Below are 17,144 nucleotides of genomic sequence, written 5' to 3'. Positions count from 1 at the left end.
ACAACGAATCTATTGCAGGCCAGTGCCTAAACGCAGCGCGATTAAATGGGCCATCGTTAATAGGGCCAGTAGTGTGCCGAATGACGTTTCATTGACATCTGGCGAACTGCTTCTCATGATAATCGACGTTTAATCGGGAAGCAGGGCTGCGCGGGGCGGCTGCTTGCCGCAGCGGTAGCCGGTGTTGGTCGGCAGTTGGGCATGCGGGTTGGGCCGGACATGTACGGATCTGGCTCAGGTCGAGCGTGTTCCTGGCGATCTGCGCCGCCCGCGGCCGTACTTGTATCCGTGCGATTGAAGCTTTTACCAAGCACCGGACCGACGTGACCAGGCGATCGGCTCATGCGACTGATTACGCGAACTACGCGATCCACTCATGCGACTGACCGATTACACCGACTATTCGTTGCGCGTCATGCTCTATCTGGCCGTCCGGCCCGAGGGGCTGTCGACCATCCAGGAGATTTCCGACGCCTACGGGATCTCCAAGAACCATCTCATGAAGGTGGTGCAGCGGCTTGGGGAGTTGGGCTGGGTGGAAACCGTGCGCGGCCGTAATGGCGGCCTGAGGCTCGATTCGCGTACGCCGTCGCTGACCATCGGCGAGGTGGTGCGCAAGACGGAGAACGATTTTTCGATAGTCGGCTGTTTCGCCGATGAAAGCGAGGCTCACCGACAGTGCGTGATCCAGTCCCACTGCCGTCTGCGGGGCGTATTCGCTGCCGCGCGCGACGCGTTCCTCGCGGAACTCGACCATCACACCGTCGGGGACCTCGCGTCGCCGGCGGATGAACTCGCGGGCGTGCTTGGTATCGTCCGACTCATGCCGGCAGCGGCAGGCATAAATCGAATCGCCGGACATAGCTGACGGAGCTGCCCGATCTGCCTGGCCCGATTGATGCGCGTCGGCATCCAGCGTCGCCAACGTCGCCAGCGGCAGTTCTTCGATGCAGGTCAATCCCCACCGCGGCGATCCGTTCACAATGGCCCTGTGCTCGACGGACGCCAACCGCACGCCAACATGCCCAAGTGCTTCCGGCGGGCAGTTTTTGCGCATCACGAACCGCGCGACACTCTCAAGCGCGTCGATCCTTGTCCGAGCGTCATTTCGCAGAAAAATGCGGTTTTTGGGTCGCTGAACGCTTGAAAGTGCCGGATCGCGCCTCATTTTGAACACATCCCGATTTGGAGGTCTCAATATGAGAATCGACAAGCTAACTACGAAGTTCCAGGAAGCACTGGCCGACGCGCAAAGTCTCGCCGTCGGCAATGACAATCAATACATAGAACCGATTCACCTGCTTTCCGCGCTGATCGCGCAGCAGGACGGGTCGGCGCGCTCGCTGCTGTCGCAGGCCGGCGTGCAGGTCCAGGCGCTGCAAACCGCGCTCAAGGACGCCATGACGCGTCTGCCGCAAGTCCAGGGCACGGACGGCAATGTCCAGGTCAGCCGCGATCTTGCCGGTTTGCTGAACAGCGCCGACAAAGAGGCGCAAAAACTCAACGACACGTTCATCGCAAGCGAGATGTACCTGCTCGCCATCGCCGATGACAAAGGCGAAGCCGGCCGTATCGCCAAGCAGCACGGCCTCACGCGCAAGGCGCTCGAAGCCGCGATCAACTCGGTTCGCGGCGGTGCCCAGGTGAATAGCCAGGACGCCGAGAGCCAGCGCGGCGCACTGAAGAAATACACGGTCGACCTGACCGAGCGCGCGCGCGCCGGCAAGCTCGACCCCGTGATTGGCCGTGACGACGAAATCCGTCGCTCAATCCAGATCCTGCAACGCCGGACGAAGAACAATCCGGTGCTGATTGGTGAGCCGGGCGTGGGCAAGACCGCGATTGTGGAAGGTCTCGCGCAGCGGATCGTGAACGGCGAAGTGCCGGAATCGCTGAAGAGCAAGCGCGTGCTGTCGCTTGACATGGCCGCGCTGCTGGCGGGCGCCAAGTATCGCGGGGAATTCGAAGAGCGGCTCAAATCAGTGCTCAGCGATATTGCCAAGGACGAAGGCCAGACTATCGTTTTCATCGATGAAATCCACACCATGGTGGGTGCCGGCAAAGCCGAAGGCGCCATGGACGCGGGCAACATGCTGAAGCCGGCGCTTTCGCGCGGCGAGCTGCATTGCATCGGCGCGACGACGCTCGACGAGTATCGGAAATACATCGAAAAGGACGCGGCGCTCGAACGCCGGTTCCAGAAGGTGCTGGTCGATGAACCGTCGGTGGAAGCGACCATCGCGATCCTGCGCGGCCTGCAGGAAAAGTACGAACTGCATCACGGCGTGGAAATCACCGATCCGGCTATTGTTGCAGCGGCGGAATTGTCGCATCGCTATATCACGGACCGTTTTCTCCCCGATAAGGCCATCGACCTGATCGACGAAGCTGCGTCCAAGATCAAGATGGAAATTGATTCGAAGCCCGAAGAGATGGACCGGCTCGATCGCCGGTTGATCCAGTTGAAGATCGAGCGCGAAGCCGTCAAGAAGGAAAAGGACGAGGCATCGCAGAAGCGCCTGCAGTTGATCGAGGAGGAAATCGAGCGGCTGGATCGCGAGTATTCCGATCTCGAGGAAATCTGGATGGCGGAGAAAGCCGCCGTGCAGGGCAGTGCGACGCTGAAAGAAGAGATCGAGAAAGTGCGCGCGGACATCGTGCGTCTGCAGCGTGAAGGCAAGCTCGAGAAGGTCGCCGAATTGCAGTACGGCAAGCTGCCCGAACTCGAGACGCAACTGAAGCAGGTCACGCAGGCCGAGACCGCGGAACAAAGCAATCCTACGCGGCCACGCTTGCTGCGCACCCAAGTGGGCGCCGAGGAAATCGCGGAAGTGGTGTCGCGTTCCACGGGCATTCCCGTGTCGCGGATGATGCAGGGCGAGCGCGAGAAGCTGTTGCAGATCGAAGGCAAGCTGCACGACCGCGTGGTGGGTCAGGATGAAGCGATCGGCGCGGTCGCCGATGCTATTCGCCGCTCGCGCGCCGGATTGTCGGACCCGAACCGACCGTACGGTTCGTTCCTGTTCCTCGGGCCGACGGGTGTGGGCAAGACCGAGTTGTGCAAGGCACTCGCCGCATTCCTGTTCGATTCGGAGGATCACCTGATCCGTATCGACATGAGCGAGTTCATGGAGAAGCACAGCGTCGCACGGTTGATCGGTGCGCCGCCGGGTTATGTCGGTTATGAGGAAGGCGGTTACCTGACCGAGCTGGTGCGTCGCAAGCCCTACAGCGTGATCCTGCTTGATGAAATCGAGAAGGCCCATCCGGACGTGTTCAACGTGCTGCTGCAAGTGCTCGACGACGGCCGCATGACCGACGGGCAAGGCCGCACCGTGGACTTCAAGAACACGGTGATCGTGATGACGTCGAATCTTGGCTCGCACGTGATCCAGTCGATGGTCGGAGAGCCGCACGAAGCAGTGAAGGAGGCCGTCTGGGAAGAGGTCAAGCTGCACTTCCGGCCGGAGTTCCTGAACCGGATTGACGATGTCGTGGTGTTCCATTCGCTCGACCGGAACAACATCCAGTCGATCGCGAAGATCCAGCTGCAGCGGTTGCATGAGCGGCTCGCGAAGCTGGAGATGCAACTCGACGTGTCGGAGGCCGCGCTGGAACACATCGGCAAGGTGGGTTACGACCCGGTGTTCGGTGCACGGCCGTTAAAGCGCGCGATCCAGCAGCAGATCGAGAACCCGGTCGCGAAGCTGATCCTGGCCGGCAAGTTCGGACCGAAGGACGTGATTCCCGTCGATATGCGGGATGGCGAGCTGGTGTTCGATCGCGTCGTGCATTAAGACGTGCATTAAGGCGCCCGACGAAGCAGGCCGGGCGGCGTTCTTCCCAATAAAAAGGGGCAACGGAGTGATCCGTTGCCCCTTTTTTAATACAGGAGACCAGGCCGGGAACGCTTAGGCCTTCGGTTCTTCGCTCTTGCCGAACAGGCCGGCCAGACCGCCGAGGCCACCGAGCGAACCCAGCAGGCTGCCCACGTCCAGCTGGCCGTTCGCCGGCACCTGGCCGTCCGGCGTCGCGTGATTCACGAGATGCGGCAGTACCGTAGCCAACATGCCGGACACCTGGTCGCCGGACAAACCGGCTTTCTGTGCGATCTGGCTGACCGCGTCCGAGCCGAGCACGTTGGTCACGGTGTCCGAGCTGATCGGCTTGTTTTCGCCGTTGCCGACCCACGACGAGACGATGTCGCCCGCGCCGTTTTCATGAAAACGCTGAATCAAGCCGTTCAGGCCGCCGGGCTGATTGTTGACGAACTCCATCGCCGCGGCGATCAGGCCGGACTGTGCGCCGCCGCCTTGAGGCGAATCTCCGAAGGAGGAGGCGAGGGTATCGAGTAGGCTCATGGCTGTCTCACTTGAAAACGATGCTGGTTAAATGCCGTCCGGCGTCATGCTGGTTGGCCTCTGCCCGACGGAAAACGTGCCGTCCGTTAAGGAACGGCCAGAGTGTTTCTGATGCAAGGCGACCTCGCTGGCCTGAATCCGGGCTGCGCGTTGATGGCCGTTCCACGCTCGGGATCCAGTGCCGGAATGCGTCGCCGTCCTCAGTTTGCCGCCGCGTCGCTCGCGGCTTTCTTTTTCTTGGACTTCTTCGATGCCTTGGCGCCGCTCGCGCCCGAGGCAGCGTCGGCCGTCGCCGTTGTGGCCGTGCTCGAGCTGGCAGCTGCGCCGGCCTTGGCTTTTTTGCCCTTCTTGCCCTTGGTCGTGGAAGCCGCGTCTGCCGTCGTTGCCGGCGTCACCGCGGGTGTTGTGGCCGTGGTTGCGGCCGGTGAGGTGGCGGCGGTCGCGGCCGCGGACGACTTCACTGTTGATTTCGCGGGAGCCGCGGCCCCGGCGTTGGTGGCCGCCGGTGTCTTTTCCTTCGTACCGGTCGGCGGCGCTGACGAACCGCCAATGGTCAGCCCGGCCTGCTCCAGGTTCGTCACGGACTTCGTGCCGAGGCCTTTCACGCGGTTGGCGAGATCGTCGGCGTCCTTGAACGGGCCATTCTTCGTCCGTTCGTCGATGATCGCCTTGGACTTCACCGGCCCAAGCCCTTTTACCCCTTCAAGCGAGGTTTGGTCCGCCGTATTCACGTCGACGGCCGCAAACGCGACACCCATCGACAACGCAAGGGCCAGACATAGCATCAACAGCTTCTTAAGCATGACAAGTGCTCCAGGTTGAAAAACAAAAGGAGAAATAGATGTCGGCCTTACTGGAAGCCTGGCCAGAAAGCCCAACAAGCATAGGACAAAATGCGGGTCAGGATAATGGCAGCGACATCCGTCTGACGTGGACGGGATTATTTTTTACAACAATGCCGGCTATTATTTTGCCGGTTGTATCCAATCCGCTGTCCGGTTTCGATTTCATTTAGCGATTATCACCAGACTCATGGCGGATGGGGGCGGATCAGATCAGATTTAACGTTTTCCGGATATAGGCTTGGCGGAATGGGTGCTATCGCGGATTTGAGTCCTGCTTTGATCCCTCTCAACCTTTTGCCTTGATTTTGGCAAATGCGCCGCGTACTTCGAATTTCACGGAATCGACCACCACGCCCCGACGATCGACCAGTTCCAGCGTGTGATGCCCGGGCCACGGCAGCCACGCCATGCGTGCCATTTGGGCGGAAGGCCCGGCCGATTTGCCGTCCAGCCGCCATACGCTGCCCGCTGGCGCACCTTGCGCGCTCTCGAACCAGACCCGCTGGCGGGCCGCCGGAATGTCGGGATCGAGCGCGAAAATGGTGCCGTCGGTGGGGGAGGCGATCCGGGCCGTGCCGTTGCGCACGCCCGCGCCTTCCGCATTTGCCGACAACGCGATCCGCGACATTTGCGTGCCGCTCAGGAACCAGTCGCCGCGCGCCGGTTCGATGTCGTTTTGATAAACGATATTCGCGCGCACCACGCCCGGCGGTGCGACCGGCGGCCGGCTGAGCGTGCGCCGGTGCAGGTAGTTGACCAGCGCGGCCCATACGGGCGCGGCGCCCGTGACGCCGGAGACATCCCACATGGGCGCGCCGTCCGCGTTGCCGACCCACACGCCCACCGTATAACGGGACGTGTAGCCGACTGCCCAGTTGTCGCGCATGTCCTTGCTCGTGCCGGTTTTCACGGCGCTGAAAAAACGCGTGGCAAGGACGCTGTCGAAGCCGAAGGTGCGCGTGCGCGCGTTGTTATCGGCGAGGATGTTCGTCACGATAAAGCTGGCCTGCGGGCTGAAAACGCGTGTGCCGGGTGTGGCGGAGGCGGCGGATGTGCCCGCCGGCAGGTTGGACATCGGCCCGGTGAGACCACCGTTTGCGAGCGTCCGGTAAGCGTTCGTAAGTGTGGCCAGCGTCACGTCGGCGCTGCCGAGCGCGAGACTGAAGCCATAGTAATCACCGGCTTGCGTGAGTGGCAGGCCGAGCGAGACCAGCGTTTTCGCGAACCGGTGCGGCGTGACCATCACCAGCGTGCGCACGGCCGGCACATTCAGCGACGACCCCAGTGCCGTGCGCATGCTGACCCAGCCCTTGAAATCGTGATCGTAGTTTTGCGGGATGTACAACCCGCCGCCGGTCGCGAGATCCAGCGGGGCGTCGTCGAGTAAAGAGGCGGGCGTGAGGCGCTTTTCGTCGATAGCCTGAGCGTACAGGAACGGCTTCAGCGTCGAGCCGGCCTGGCGCAGCGCGAGAACGGCATCGACTTCCGGCGCGTTCGACAATCCTCCCGCTGAGCCGACCCACGCCAGAATCTCGCCGCTGCGGTTGTCGATGACGATCGCCGCGCCGTCGTGCACATTGCGCTGATGAGCACGCGAGTTGAGTTCGACCAGGGTGCGCGCGAGGGAGTCGCGGGCGAAGCGTTGCAGCGAGGCGTCGAGCGTGGACCGGACACGCGCGCCCGCTGCCGGATGCACTTCGCTGGCTACACGGCGCGCGAAGTGCGGGGCGAGCGCGTCGTAATCCAGGGACCGCGGCGAGGCGGAGGCGGTGCGCGTGAGCGTCAATTGCACGTAGCTGTCGAGGTTCGCACAAGGGTCTATATCTGACGGCCGCGCCCGGCTCATGTCCCGCAAAATCCCGCACGTCCGCGCCGATACCTTTGCATAGTTTGCATTCGGCGCACGCACCAATGCGGCCGTGAGGGCAGCTTCACGCTCGTTCAGCCCGGACGGAAGTTTGCCGTACAAGGTCTGCGACAACGCCGACAAACCCACGATCTCGCCGCGAAACGGCACGAGATTGAGATAGGCCTCGAGAATCTGGTCCTTGCGCCAGGTGTGATCGAGCCATAACGCGCCGACCGTCTGCGTCGCTTTCTCGCCTATTGAACGGCGTCCCGGCCGGCGATCTTGATCGATCAAACCGGTCAGTTGCATGGTCACCGTCGACGCTCCGCGCGTACGCGTGTTCCACAGGTTTGCCCAGGCCGCCGCCGCTGCGCCGCGCCAGTCCACGCCGCTGTGCTCGTAAAACCGCTTGTCCTCCGACACGACAATTGCCTCGCGCAATGCCGGCGACACATCCTGCAACGTGACCCAGTCGCCGCGCCGTTCGGTTGTGTCGATACGCGTGCGCTGCAGCGGTTCACCATCGCGGGCGAGCAGCACCCAGTCGGAACTGCGCCAGCCCGAGCGCACTTCGTCGAAGCTCGGCAGTGCGTAAGCCGAGCTTGCAAGCACGCAACCGATCAGCGCGAGGGCGGCGCGTTTCATCGCTTTACTTGGCTGCGGCCAAGGGTGCAACAACCATCGTTGCGTTCGGAATCGCGCCGAACACGGAGGGTGCGTAGAGCGCCTCCACGCGTGTGGGCGGCAGTCCGAACGTCCCGGCGCTGTTCAGCCGGACCGTGTACTCCACCTGCAATTTCCCCTTCGGCAGATAGTCGTAATACGCGCGATAACCGTCAAAACCGCGTTCGACAAACGCCGGCCACGCGCCTTGCGCGCTCTTTTCACCCTCGGTCGCCACTTCCGAATCGCGGCCGAGCCCGGATCCGAGGATCGTTGCACCGGCCGGGATGGGATCGTTGATGACCACCCATGTCATATCGCTTTGGGCGTCGATGTCGAGATGCACCCGCACGATGTCACCACGCGAGAGCGTGCCTTTGACTGCCGGATCGATTGGCGTGATGGTTTTCGTGATCCGATACCCCGCCGCAAACGGCGCTTTCAACGCAACTGCCGCGAGGCTCTCGATGGTCGCCCACGGTTTGCCGCTGCCTTCCTGCGTCAGGTTGAGCGTGCCGGAGGCCCAAGGCAGCGTGACGCTGCGCGGATTCGCAGGCGAGGCGGGCGCGTTCCACGCTACCGCTTTCTCCGTCGCACCAAGTGCAATGTGCGTCTGGCCGCTGACCGGCGTGTTTTCGAACACGCGGGAAAAGCGCTGTACCGCGAGCTTGCCCCACAGGTTCGACGTCGTGGTCTGCCATGCGCCGTTCGTCTGCAACGCGAGCAAACCGCCGATCAGGCGCGGCATCTCGTCTTTCCACGCAGGGTTATCGGCGAAGATCAAGGCCGTGCGAGCGGCATTCGACTCGGTGCCGGTCATGAGCCAGTAGAGATCGTCGTCGGCGGCCGTGGAGAAGGTCAGGCGCGTGCCCGAATAGGTCAGGCGTGCCCGCAGGATCTGCTCGACCTGAGTTCGCTGGTCGTCGCGTTGCGCAATGCCGTCGACACGGGAAAGGATCGAGTAGTAGTCGAGCAGGGCGGACGTCGGCCATTGATTTGGCGCAATCGTGATCGAACCGAGCATGCGCGGCGCGGCCAGCCCGTAACGCGACAATGCTTCAATCGCGGAGAGTTTCACGAAGTCCAGGTCCTGGCGCGGCGACCAGAACTTGCGCTCGATCTTGCCTTCCACGAAGTTCGTCAACGCAGCCGCGAGCTTGTCGCGCAGGTCGTCGGGCAGCGCGAAGCGGGGATCGGCTTTCGATGCTTCATCGCTGACGGCGAGCAGATACGCCGATAACGCCGGACTGCCGTAAGGCCGCGAATCGTCCGAGGGCGGGAAGTAGTTGGCGAGTCCGTCGCTGTCCAGATACGACGGCATGCGTGCGATCACCGTCTGCCATTGCGTGAGGTCGTCGAGACCCAGCGCGCGTGACGTTTGCTGCTCGAGGCAGCTATACGGATAACGCTGGAACCAACGCCGCACACCCGGCAGGCCATTGGCGAGCTTGGGCTGCAACGTCACGGCAATGCCGCCGCGAATCTGCCCATCCGCGGATGCCACCGCCGTCTCCGGCGGCGCCACGGGCAACGCGAACGTGCCGTCGACCTGGGTGATCGTTGCTTGCTGCACGGTCACCGGAATCGCAGCCACCACGCGCTGCGTGAGTTTGACGGCATCGGCGGCTTTCGGACCGCCTTGCTCCGCGGCGCTTACTACCCAGTTCAACGCGCCCGTTGCAGCCATGCCAGTAGCATCCGGCGTCTTCACGTCCCACATGATTTCCTGCGATGAATCCGGCGCCAGCGTCACGTTCTGCGCGGGGAGATCGAGCGAAGGAACACGCGGCGTGACGACAACCTGCATGGTCCGTGCGGTCGTGTTGCGCAGCGTGAACAGCGCGCGGAACTGGTCACCCACGCGCACGAGCGGCGGCAGGCCCGAGATCAACTGCAGGTCCTGCGTGCTGCGTATCGATGCACTGCCGGTGCCGAATTGACCCGCGCCTACGGCTCCGATCGCGACAATACGGAAGCTCGTCAACGCGTCGTTGAGCGGCACGTCGATGGTTGCTTCGCCGTTGGCATCGAGCGTCACGCGCGGGTTCCACAGCAAGAGCGTGTCGAACAGTTCGCGGGTCGCGCTGTGTCCGCCGCCACCGCCTGCAGGCACGGCTTTGCGCCCGAAGTGACGGCGTCCGATGATCTCCATTTGCGCCGTCGATGTCTCCACGCCATACGCGCGCCGCTGCAGCATGGCGTCGAGCACGTTCCAGCTTTGATTCGGCATCAGTTCGAGCAGGGCTTCGTCCACGGCGGCGAGCGCGATCTGCGTGCCGGCCGGCGCTGGCTTGCCGTCCGGCAGCGTCACGCGGACTTTCACATGCGCCTTCGAGCGCACGGCGTACGTCTTCGCATCCGGCGTTACCGTCACGCGAAGCTTGTGCGAGGCTGTTCCCACCTTGATCTCGCCGAGCCCGTAACGGAACGCAGGTTTCGACAAATCGACCAGCGGGGTAGGCGCTTCATACTGCCGCCCTTCGTACCAGAACGCGTGCACCCAGTCGAGCGGCGCCTTCCAGCCCCACGTGAAGAACGAATACCACGGTACTTCGTGAATCCGCCCGCGTATCGCGAGCACGGAGACGTACACGTTCGGCCCCCACGCGTCCTGCACTTTCAATTCGATGGTCGGGTTCTTGCCGTCCAGTTCCACGACCTTCGTTTCCACGATCCCCTCGCGCTCCACCGCCACCAGTGCGGTCGCGAAGCGGAACGGCATCCGCACCTGGAAGCGGGCGGTTTCGCCGGGTTCATAGCTTGTTTTTTCAGGCAACACGTCGATCCGGTCTGTGTTTTCGCCGCCGAACCAGAGCTGATCTTCGCGCGTGACCCAGACCGAGGTGGTCGCATTTGCTACACGGCCATCCCCGTCCTTGGCGATGGCGATCAGGTCGACATTGCCTGCCTCCTTGAGTTTTGCATCGCAGGAAAGCAGGCCGTGGTCGTCGCTCTTGCCGCTGCAGAGCGTGCCGAGATCCTTGGTTTCCGTGTGGTTGTCGTACGCGTAGAAACCGCCGACCATGCGTTTGCGGGAGCTCGTCATGGTGCGCGCAACGCCACGGATTTCCAGCGCGACGCCGGCTCGCGGTTTGCCTTGCAAGTCGACGGCGAGCGCTTGCACCGGCACCGCGTTGCCCACCGATACCCAGTCGCCCGCCTTGATGCCGGCGGCAACCGCAGCGGGCCAGAGCGTGGCGTTCCCGCGCAGCGTCTGGATCTCGCCGTTGGGGTCCGCGAAGGTCGCTTCCAGCGCCAGTTGTTTCGGCGCTTCCACTGCGGGCAGCGACTTGAGCGTGAGGGTTCCTGCGCCGTTGCGGTCTAGCGTAAGCGCGGTTTTATCGGCGATGAGCTTGGCCGTCGACGTATCTTCCTGCGCACTGCTATTGTCGTCGTCCCCCTCGGTTGCGGGTGCGCTGGCGCCGTCATCGGCGGGCTTCTTGTACGGCGCGAAGCTGAACGATTCGAACTGCGAAGCAAAGGCCGGTGACGTGTCTTTCATCAACGCCGACACCTGCACCGGCAGGTTCGATGCCGGTCCGCCCGATACATATTCAACCTGCACCGCTAGCGGCGCGGTTGTCGCGGCCACCAGCGCACCGGTCTTTTGATCGCGAATACCGATCGATCCCTTGAACACCGGCAGGCGGAATTCCTCCACACGGAAACTGCCGGTTTCGATGCTCATGTGCCCGGCGGAATTCTGATCGCCACCACTGTTATCGCTGTCGTCGTCCGAGTTCGTCGAGCCATCATCCAGCGTCACGCTGTATTCGCCGAGCTTCGCGGCGGCCGGAATCGGGAAGGTTGAATCCGCGCTGCGGTCGGCCGCCCATTTGAGCGGCAGATGATAGGTCTGGCCGCTACCTTCATGACGGATCGTCACGCGCGACGGCAGATGCGAGGGGAACGCAAAACCAGTGAGCGTTTCCTCGCGCATCAGATGTTTCATCGATACCGTTTCGCCCGCGCGCAAGAGCGTCCGGTCGAACACGGTGGTCGCGCGCGTGGTTTGATCGCGGCTCATGTCGGTAGGCACATTGAAGCGCCACGATTCAATCCCGCGATTCCAGTCCGAGCGCACGAACGCCATGTCCGGACCGGTCTTCGGATCATCGACACGCGCGGAGACGAAAAAGCCCGAGTAGTCGAGGCTGTTTTCATCACACTTGCTTACCGACGCCAGCGGTTTGCCGATCGTGGCAATGCCATGCGCATCGGTTTTCGCGGCAGCGAGCTGCTCGCCGTTGCAGTCTGTCACACGCACTTGCGCGTTCGGCACGGGTTTGCCGCTATCGAGCGCGGTCACCCAGACAATGCTGTTTTCGCGCCCCTGCTTGAAGTGCACGCCAAGGTTGGTGACGAGCACGGAGGTACGCACGTACATGTCCTGCTGTTTGCCGAGCAGCGACGCACCCAGCGCCGGCGACGCCAGTTCGACCACGTAGAAACCAGGTTTCGGGAGCGGAATACCGACCACTTCAAAGGGCCGCAGCGCCTTCGGATCGGCTTGCGGCACGCTCAGGGTTTCAACTCCCGGTTGCTTTGCAAGCAGGGACAGCGAACGAATATCGATTTGGGGATCTTTAGCCGTACTGCCCGGCGCGTAGACCGGCTTGATGCCGTTGTTGAGCGCCTGCGGCATCTCCGCTTTGATCTGCGAGACGGACATCGAAAAACCGTCGAAACGATCGACGGTTTTCATCCATCGACGGATCTCGGTATCGGCATCCACGCGTAGTTTCGTCACGCTCGATGAGCCCGCATTGAGCCCGTTCACCTTCAGGTCGGCTTCCACATGGCGCAGTGTGACGGGCAACATGGCGGGCATGTTCGGCTCGGCGAAACGCTCGATGATCCCGAATGTCGACGATGAAAACTTGGCGAGCGGCGGCATGGGCGCTGTCGATGTCTTCAACGGAAAGAGGTCCGCGTTCGCGAGCGGGCGGCCGCTTGAATCCTTGAGTCCCGCCGGCAGTTCTATCGATAAATCCGCGTGTTCGGGCAAGGGCGCCGCGAACTGGACGGTCGTGATGTCGTTGTCCTTTTCATCGGGATCAAATTGCGGCGCCGTCGTGCCGCCCGGTCCGTGCAACGTGATCTTTTGCGCATCCACACGCGGCACGGGCGAGCTGAAGCGGATGCGCAGCGGGCGCAACGGCGTGCAGGGCGCTTTGGCGTTTTCGCGTTCGCACGAGAAACTGGCGGTGAAGGGTTCGCGGACGTCGAAGTCGAAGCGCTTCTCCACGTCGTTCGCGAGGCCGCTCGGGCCGGCGACGCCTACGCCGTACACGAGTTGCATCTTGGTCGCGGACGGCAGGGTTTGCTGGCAGGCGAGCGTGAGCACGCGTGCGCTGTCTTTTTCGAGCCGGAAGTGTTTGAGGAGAGCGGTGCGCGAGGGGGCGTCGATAGTTTTGACGGGAATCCGGTTACCCAATCCATTCGATTCGCACCAGATGTCTTGCAACGCGGACGCTTCCGTCGCGGGGCCGTTCAGGCGCAGCACGAAGATCTGGTTTTCTTCTATCTCGCCGCCGCCGGGCATGACCTGCGTGACAAACGGGCCACCGGTTTCGAAGCCGAACTGCCGCGGACCGGTGAGCGCGTTGCCCACGGTGGACTTGAGTCCGTCGACCAGCGCGACCGAGCAGCGCATACCGGGCGTGAGGTCTTGGGTGAAATCGAAGGCCCAGGTTTTATCGTCGATCCAGTGGCCCGAACCTGTTGATGCTCCGCCGCTGCAGTGGACCTGGGCGGGAGCCTTGGCCGCGGGGTCACCGAACGCGATCATGGCTTCGTCGAACTTGACGACCACCTGGCGGACCTGCGCGACCTTGCCTTGTGGCGACACGCTCAGCGTGCGAGCCGCGTCGGCGTGGTGTGTGACGCCTGCCAAGCCAATGGTGAGCAAGGAGACGGCGGCGAGCGCCGCCAGCGGCCAGCGTTGTTCTTTTATGACGCGCATCATCGCACTCGCTCCAGGATGGCCAAAACGCAGGCGATTTTACCGGAGTGTTACGTCATGCTTGCTAACTCTTTTCATCATTTGACAACGTGTTGCAAACCGATTGCATCGAATGCGCGGTTGTAACGGTCGAATCTAAACCGGCTTCGCTCCGGCGCGGACGCGGTCGTCCGGAATATGCCGCGTGCTGATCCGCCGCCAGTAGAGGAACAGTCCTACCCCGGCCACGCCGAGGCTCACCGAGTTCGCTACCCAGAACCCGCGTGCGCCTTGCAGCCACGCGGGCGCATAACCGCCTACGTCGAACCCGAGCAAATATCCGCCGCCGAGTCCAATGCCCCACAGCGCAACCGCGTAGATCACCGTGGGCACGACCGCCACCTTGTAGGCGCGCAGCACGAACGCGGTAGTGATCTGGAGGGCATCGAAGAAATGATAGAACACGACAATGGCCAGCAACGGCATGGCTGCCGCGATCACCTGGCTGTCGGGCGTGTACGCCTCGAGCAAGTACGGGCGCAGTGCAAACAGCGCGGCGCCGTACACGCACGCAATACCGCACGACAACGCAATGCCGTGGCGGGCGAGCGACCGCGCGGCATCGAAACGTTCTGCGCCGAGTGCTTGCGAGACCAGCGTGGCGGACGCCACGCCAATGGACAGCGGCGTCATGTAGAGCACCGCGCCAATGTTGCCGGTGATCTGGTGCCCGGCGAGCGTCGTCGTGCCGAAATGCGAAATGAACAGCGCCATGAACGTGTATGACGTCACTTCGATCAGGTAGGAGAGCCCCATCGGAACGCCGAGTTTGAGCAGTGCTTTCTGACGGCGCCAGACGGGCCAGCAAAATCGCGAGAACACGCCGAACGGCCGGAAGAACTCGACACGCACAAGCACCGTTATTCCGACAATGGCTATCAGCCAGTTGATCATCGTGCTGGCGATGGCGCAGCCCGGACCACCGAGCGCCGGCACGCCAAACCCGCCGAATATGAACCACAGGTTGAGCGGGATCTTCAGCATCAGCGCGCCGACTTGCAGGAACATGACGAGGCGCGGTTTGCCGACCGCGTTCGTGAGCGAGCTATAGACACGAAACGCGAGACTCGCGGGCAGTCCAAGCGACAGGATGCGCAAATACGCGAGGGTGCGGTCGTGCAGGGCAGGAGGCGCGTCGGCGATGCTCAGGAGAGGCTGCGGGAAATACAGGCACACGAAGCCAATCACCGACAACACCGCCGCCAGCCATAACGCCTGCCGGACTTCCTCGCCAATTTCGGCTTCGCGCCGCGCCCCGAACAATTGCCCGGCGATGGGCTGCAATGCCGTCAGGATGCCCGTCAAGCCGATATAGACGGAGATGTAGATCGACGAACCGAGGCCAAGCGCCGCGAGATCCGTGGCTGAAAAACGGCCGACCATGGCTGTGTCAATCACGCCGAACGCGATGATCGCCAACTGGCCGATCAGTACCGGCCACGCGAGGGCCACGATCTTGCGGACATCAGGCCACATGGTCAGTCGCCGCGGTGGAGCGACTTGGGCCGCAGCCGCTTGGCCGGCGCCACGGGCCGCTCGATGCGCACATACAGCCGGAACCGCTCGTCGCGGTCGGCCACGCGCCGGCCTTCCCACACCAGCTTCCACTCGAACGGCGAGATTGACGACGGCTCGCCGTAGTCCTGCGTGTCCTGGCGCAGGATCACGTCGCAGTCTTCATCGAAGGCGAAATGCATGCCGCCGAAATACGCGAAGGTTGCAATCTGCGCATCGCCCAGACGCACCGGGGAAATGCAGGTGTAGTCAGGCGGCAGGTGATCGGCGATCTGCTCCGCCACGTCGCGATACGTCCGGCTGTAGTTCACCACCGGCAGCCACAGCGTCATCAGCAGCACCCACATCAGCGTGGTGCCGGCACTCGACAACACCACGCTGCGCCACAACACCTTCGGATGACGCGCAAGACGCCAGCGCGCAAGCGAAAACCAGCACAGCGTCACGGCGACCGCGCACACAAACGACATGATCTTGAATTCGGGCTGGAAACCGGGTGCCAGACGCGCGAGATTGCGGGCGAGCGGGGCAGGGAAACCAAACAGGCCTGCGGTCCACACCAGCCAGACGAACGTGGCGAGCAGCGTGAAGCTCAACATTGCGAACCAGTCGATCGCGTTGATGGCCCCGCGCTTGAGCGTGGGCAGCGCGAACGTGGCGAGCACCGACAGCGGTGGCAGCAACAGCATGAAAAGGCGGTTCGACTGATGACTTTGCAGGATCACCAGCACCAGCAGCGGCCCGATCACCGATACCGGCACCGCCACATGCGGGGAGCGCCGCAGGCCGCTCCAGCTCACATAGGTCCAGATGGCGAGCGGCCACGCCGGCCACGTGAAGAGCGGCAGATTCCTGAAGGCGTAAGAGAGCGCCTGGACCGGGGAGCCGGAGAAAGCGTCGAAACTGTTACTCCACCATTGGCGCAGCCACCATTCGCCGTCGTCCGGGTAGAAGTGCAATACCGGCCATACCCACGCGCCGATCATGACCACCGCGACAGGCACGCCGAGCACGAGCAGATGATACGGCCGCACTTCCCGCACGATCACGGTCATTGCCAGCGTGCAGATCAGCAGCGCGAGCACCAGCACCGGCGTGCTCGACAAACCCACGAAACCGATTGCCGCCCCCCAGATGAGCGCACCCTGGATCGGCTTGTCGCAGCTACGCACCAGGCCGTAGAGCAGCATGGCGGTGCCGGCGAACTGGGCAAGCTGGGGTGTGGTTTCATGGCCGCGTATGGCCAGGCCAAAGCAGGCGAGCAGGATCAGCAGCGCGCCGTCGGCGAGAGTGCGGCCGTAGTCACGCGGTTCGGGCTCGCCGCCAAACGCGTATTTGAACGGTTGCGCTTCGTCGCGCCGGCCGAGCAGATAGGCCGTATACCAGACGAACGCGCAGGCGATACAAAACAACAATCCGGTTACCACACGCGATGCATTGCTTGCATCGACCCACGGGCTCAGCAAGCGGATGAAACCCGCGCCGAACCAGTACACGAACGGGCCGTCCGAGGTGAGCGCCTTGCCCACCAGATTAGGCAGCAGCCAGTCTTTCACGCCGCCGTTGGCCATCGTCCACATCACGCCGAAGCCCGTTGCGTCCTCGTTTTTCCACGGGTCGCGGCCAAACAGTCCAAACGAAGCGTAGATGATACAAATGGCGAGCAGCAGCCAGCGCGGCAGGGCGCTGGTGGCGGAGGCGGTCAGACGGACGACATTTCGCATGCGTTTGGGCGAGGGAAACAAAACTGATGGAGCAATGCGGCGGCGCGTGGGTCTTGCATGGCACGCGAATCTCGTGCCTTGACAGATCGTGCGATTTTTACCGAATCCGGCATTGTAGACGGGCGGCGTCGCGCGCGTCATTGCGGTGCTTGCCGGCGTGGCTGTTTGACGGGAAGAGTTCGC

Annotated in this window: 9 protein-coding genes; 3 read left to right on the top strand and 6 right to left on the bottom strand. The window is 62.9% G+C overall.

The genetic code is table 11. The features are described 5' to 3' along the window. Positions 1-376 precede the first annotated feature (376 nt). Both ABH944_RS03880 and clpB read left to right on the top strand, forming a co-directional pair. Positions 377-868 carry an Rrf2 family transcriptional regulator gene (locus ABH944_RS03880; RefSeq protein ID WP_404604505.1) on the top strand — a complete coding sequence of 164 codons (492 nt, stop codon included), beginning with the start codon at positions 377-379 and terminating at the stop codon, positions 866-868. 331 nt (positions 869-1,199) lie between these two features. Continuing rightward, positions 1,200-3,797 carry an ATP-dependent chaperone ClpB gene (gene clpB, locus ABH944_RS03875; protein ID WP_404604506.1) on the top strand — a complete coding sequence of 866 codons (2,598 nt, stop codon included), beginning with the start codon at positions 1,200-1,202 and terminating at the stop codon, positions 3,795-3,797. 114 nt (positions 3,798-3,911) lie between these two features. On the opposite strand, the gene ABH944_RS03870 is transcribed toward clpB, so the two are convergent. After that, positions 3,912-4,361: a YidB family protein gene (locus tag ABH944_RS03870; protein ID WP_404604507.1), complete on the bottom strand. Its 450-nt coding sequence runs from the start codon at positions 4,359-4,361 to the stop codon at positions 3,912-3,914. 200 nt (positions 4,362-4,561) lie between these two features. Beyond that, positions 4,562-5,164, bottom strand: coding sequence for a ComEA family DNA-binding protein (locus ABH944_RS03865; RefSeq protein WP_404604508.1), 603 nt, complete (start codon positions 5,162-5,164; stop codon positions 4,562-4,564). A gap of 38 nt (positions 5,165-5,202) precedes the next feature. Here ABH944_RS03865 and ABH944_RS03860 point away from each other — a divergent pair, with 38 nt between their 5' ends. Beyond that, positions 5,203-5,376 (top strand): hypothetical protein, encoded by a 174-nt coding sequence (locus ABH944_RS03860; protein ID WP_404604509.1) that lies wholly within the window; start codon positions 5,203-5,205, stop codon positions 5,374-5,376. Positions 5,377-5,492: 116 nt separating this feature from the next. Here the strand turns inward: ABH944_RS03860 and pbpC are convergent, their stop codons facing one another. The 4 genes from pbpC to ABH944_RS03840 form a co-directional block, all read right to left on the bottom strand. Then, complete coding sequence (gene pbpC, locus ABH944_RS03855) at positions 5,493-7,700, bottom strand: penicillin-binding protein 1C (protein ID WP_404604510.1); 2,208 nt, start codon at positions 7,698-7,700, stop codon at positions 5,493-5,495. 4 nt (positions 7,701-7,704) lie between these two features. Continuing rightward, positions 7,705-13,686 (bottom strand): alpha-2-macroglobulin family protein, encoded by a 5,982-nt coding sequence (locus tag ABH944_RS03850; RefSeq protein WP_404604511.1) that lies wholly within the window; start codon positions 13,684-13,686, stop codon positions 7,705-7,707. A 132-nt stretch (positions 13,687-13,818) separates the two neighbouring features. After that, positions 13,819-15,198 carry an MATE family efflux transporter gene (locus ABH944_RS03845; protein ID WP_404604512.1) on the bottom strand — a complete coding sequence of 460 codons (1,380 nt, stop codon included), beginning with the start codon at positions 15,196-15,198 and terminating at the stop codon, positions 13,819-13,821. 2 nt (positions 15,199-15,200) lie between these two features. Beyond that, positions 15,201-16,961, bottom strand: a complete 1,761-nt coding sequence (locus tag ABH944_RS03840; RefSeq protein ID WP_404604513.1) for an ArnT family glycosyltransferase — start codon at positions 16,959-16,961, stop codon at positions 15,201-15,203. Positions 16,962-17,144 lie beyond the last annotated feature (183 nt).

Source organism: Caballeronia udeis, assembly GCF_044909315.1.
GTDB classification, from domain to species: domain Bacteria; phylum Pseudomonadota; class Gammaproteobacteria; order Burkholderiales; family Burkholderiaceae; genus Caballeronia; species Caballeronia udeis_A.
This window is presented reverse-complemented; position numbering and strand designations above follow the sequence as displayed.

Excerpts from the sequence above, each read along its gene's own strand:
- ABH944_RS03845 (WP_404604512.1), bottom strand. The coding sequence starts at position 15,198 with ATGTGGCCTGATGTCCGCAAGATCGTGGCCCTCGCGTGGCCGGTACTG.
- ABH944_RS03870 (WP_404604507.1), bottom strand. The coding sequence starts at position 4,361 with ATGAGCCTACTCGATACCCTCGCCTCCTCCTTCGGAGATTCGCCTCAA.
- ABH944_RS03850 (WP_404604511.1), bottom strand. The coding sequence starts at position 13,686 with ATGATGCGCGTCATAAAAGAACAACGCTGGCCGCTGGCGGCGCTCGCC.
- pbpC (WP_404604510.1), bottom strand. The coding sequence starts at position 7,700 with ATGAAACGCGCCGCCCTCGCGCTGATCGGTTGCGTGCTTGCAAGCTCG.
- ABH944_RS03880 (WP_404604505.1), top strand. The coding sequence starts at position 377 with ATGCGACTGACCGATTACACCGACTATTCGTTGCGCGTCATGCTCTAT.
- ABH944_RS03840 (WP_404604513.1), bottom strand. The coding sequence starts at position 16,961 with ATGCGAAATGTCGTCCGTCTGACCGCCTCCGCCACCAGCGCCCTGCCG.
- clpB (WP_404604506.1), top strand. The coding sequence starts at position 1,200 with ATGAGAATCGACAAGCTAACTACGAAGTTCCAGGAAGCACTGGCCGAC.
- ABH944_RS03865 (WP_404604508.1), bottom strand. The coding sequence starts at position 5,164 with ATGCTTAAGAAGCTGTTGATGCTATGTCTGGCCCTTGCGTTGTCGATG.
- ABH944_RS03860 (WP_404604509.1), top strand. The coding sequence starts at position 5,203 with ATGTCGGCCTTACTGGAAGCCTGGCCAGAAAGCCCAACAAGCATAGGA.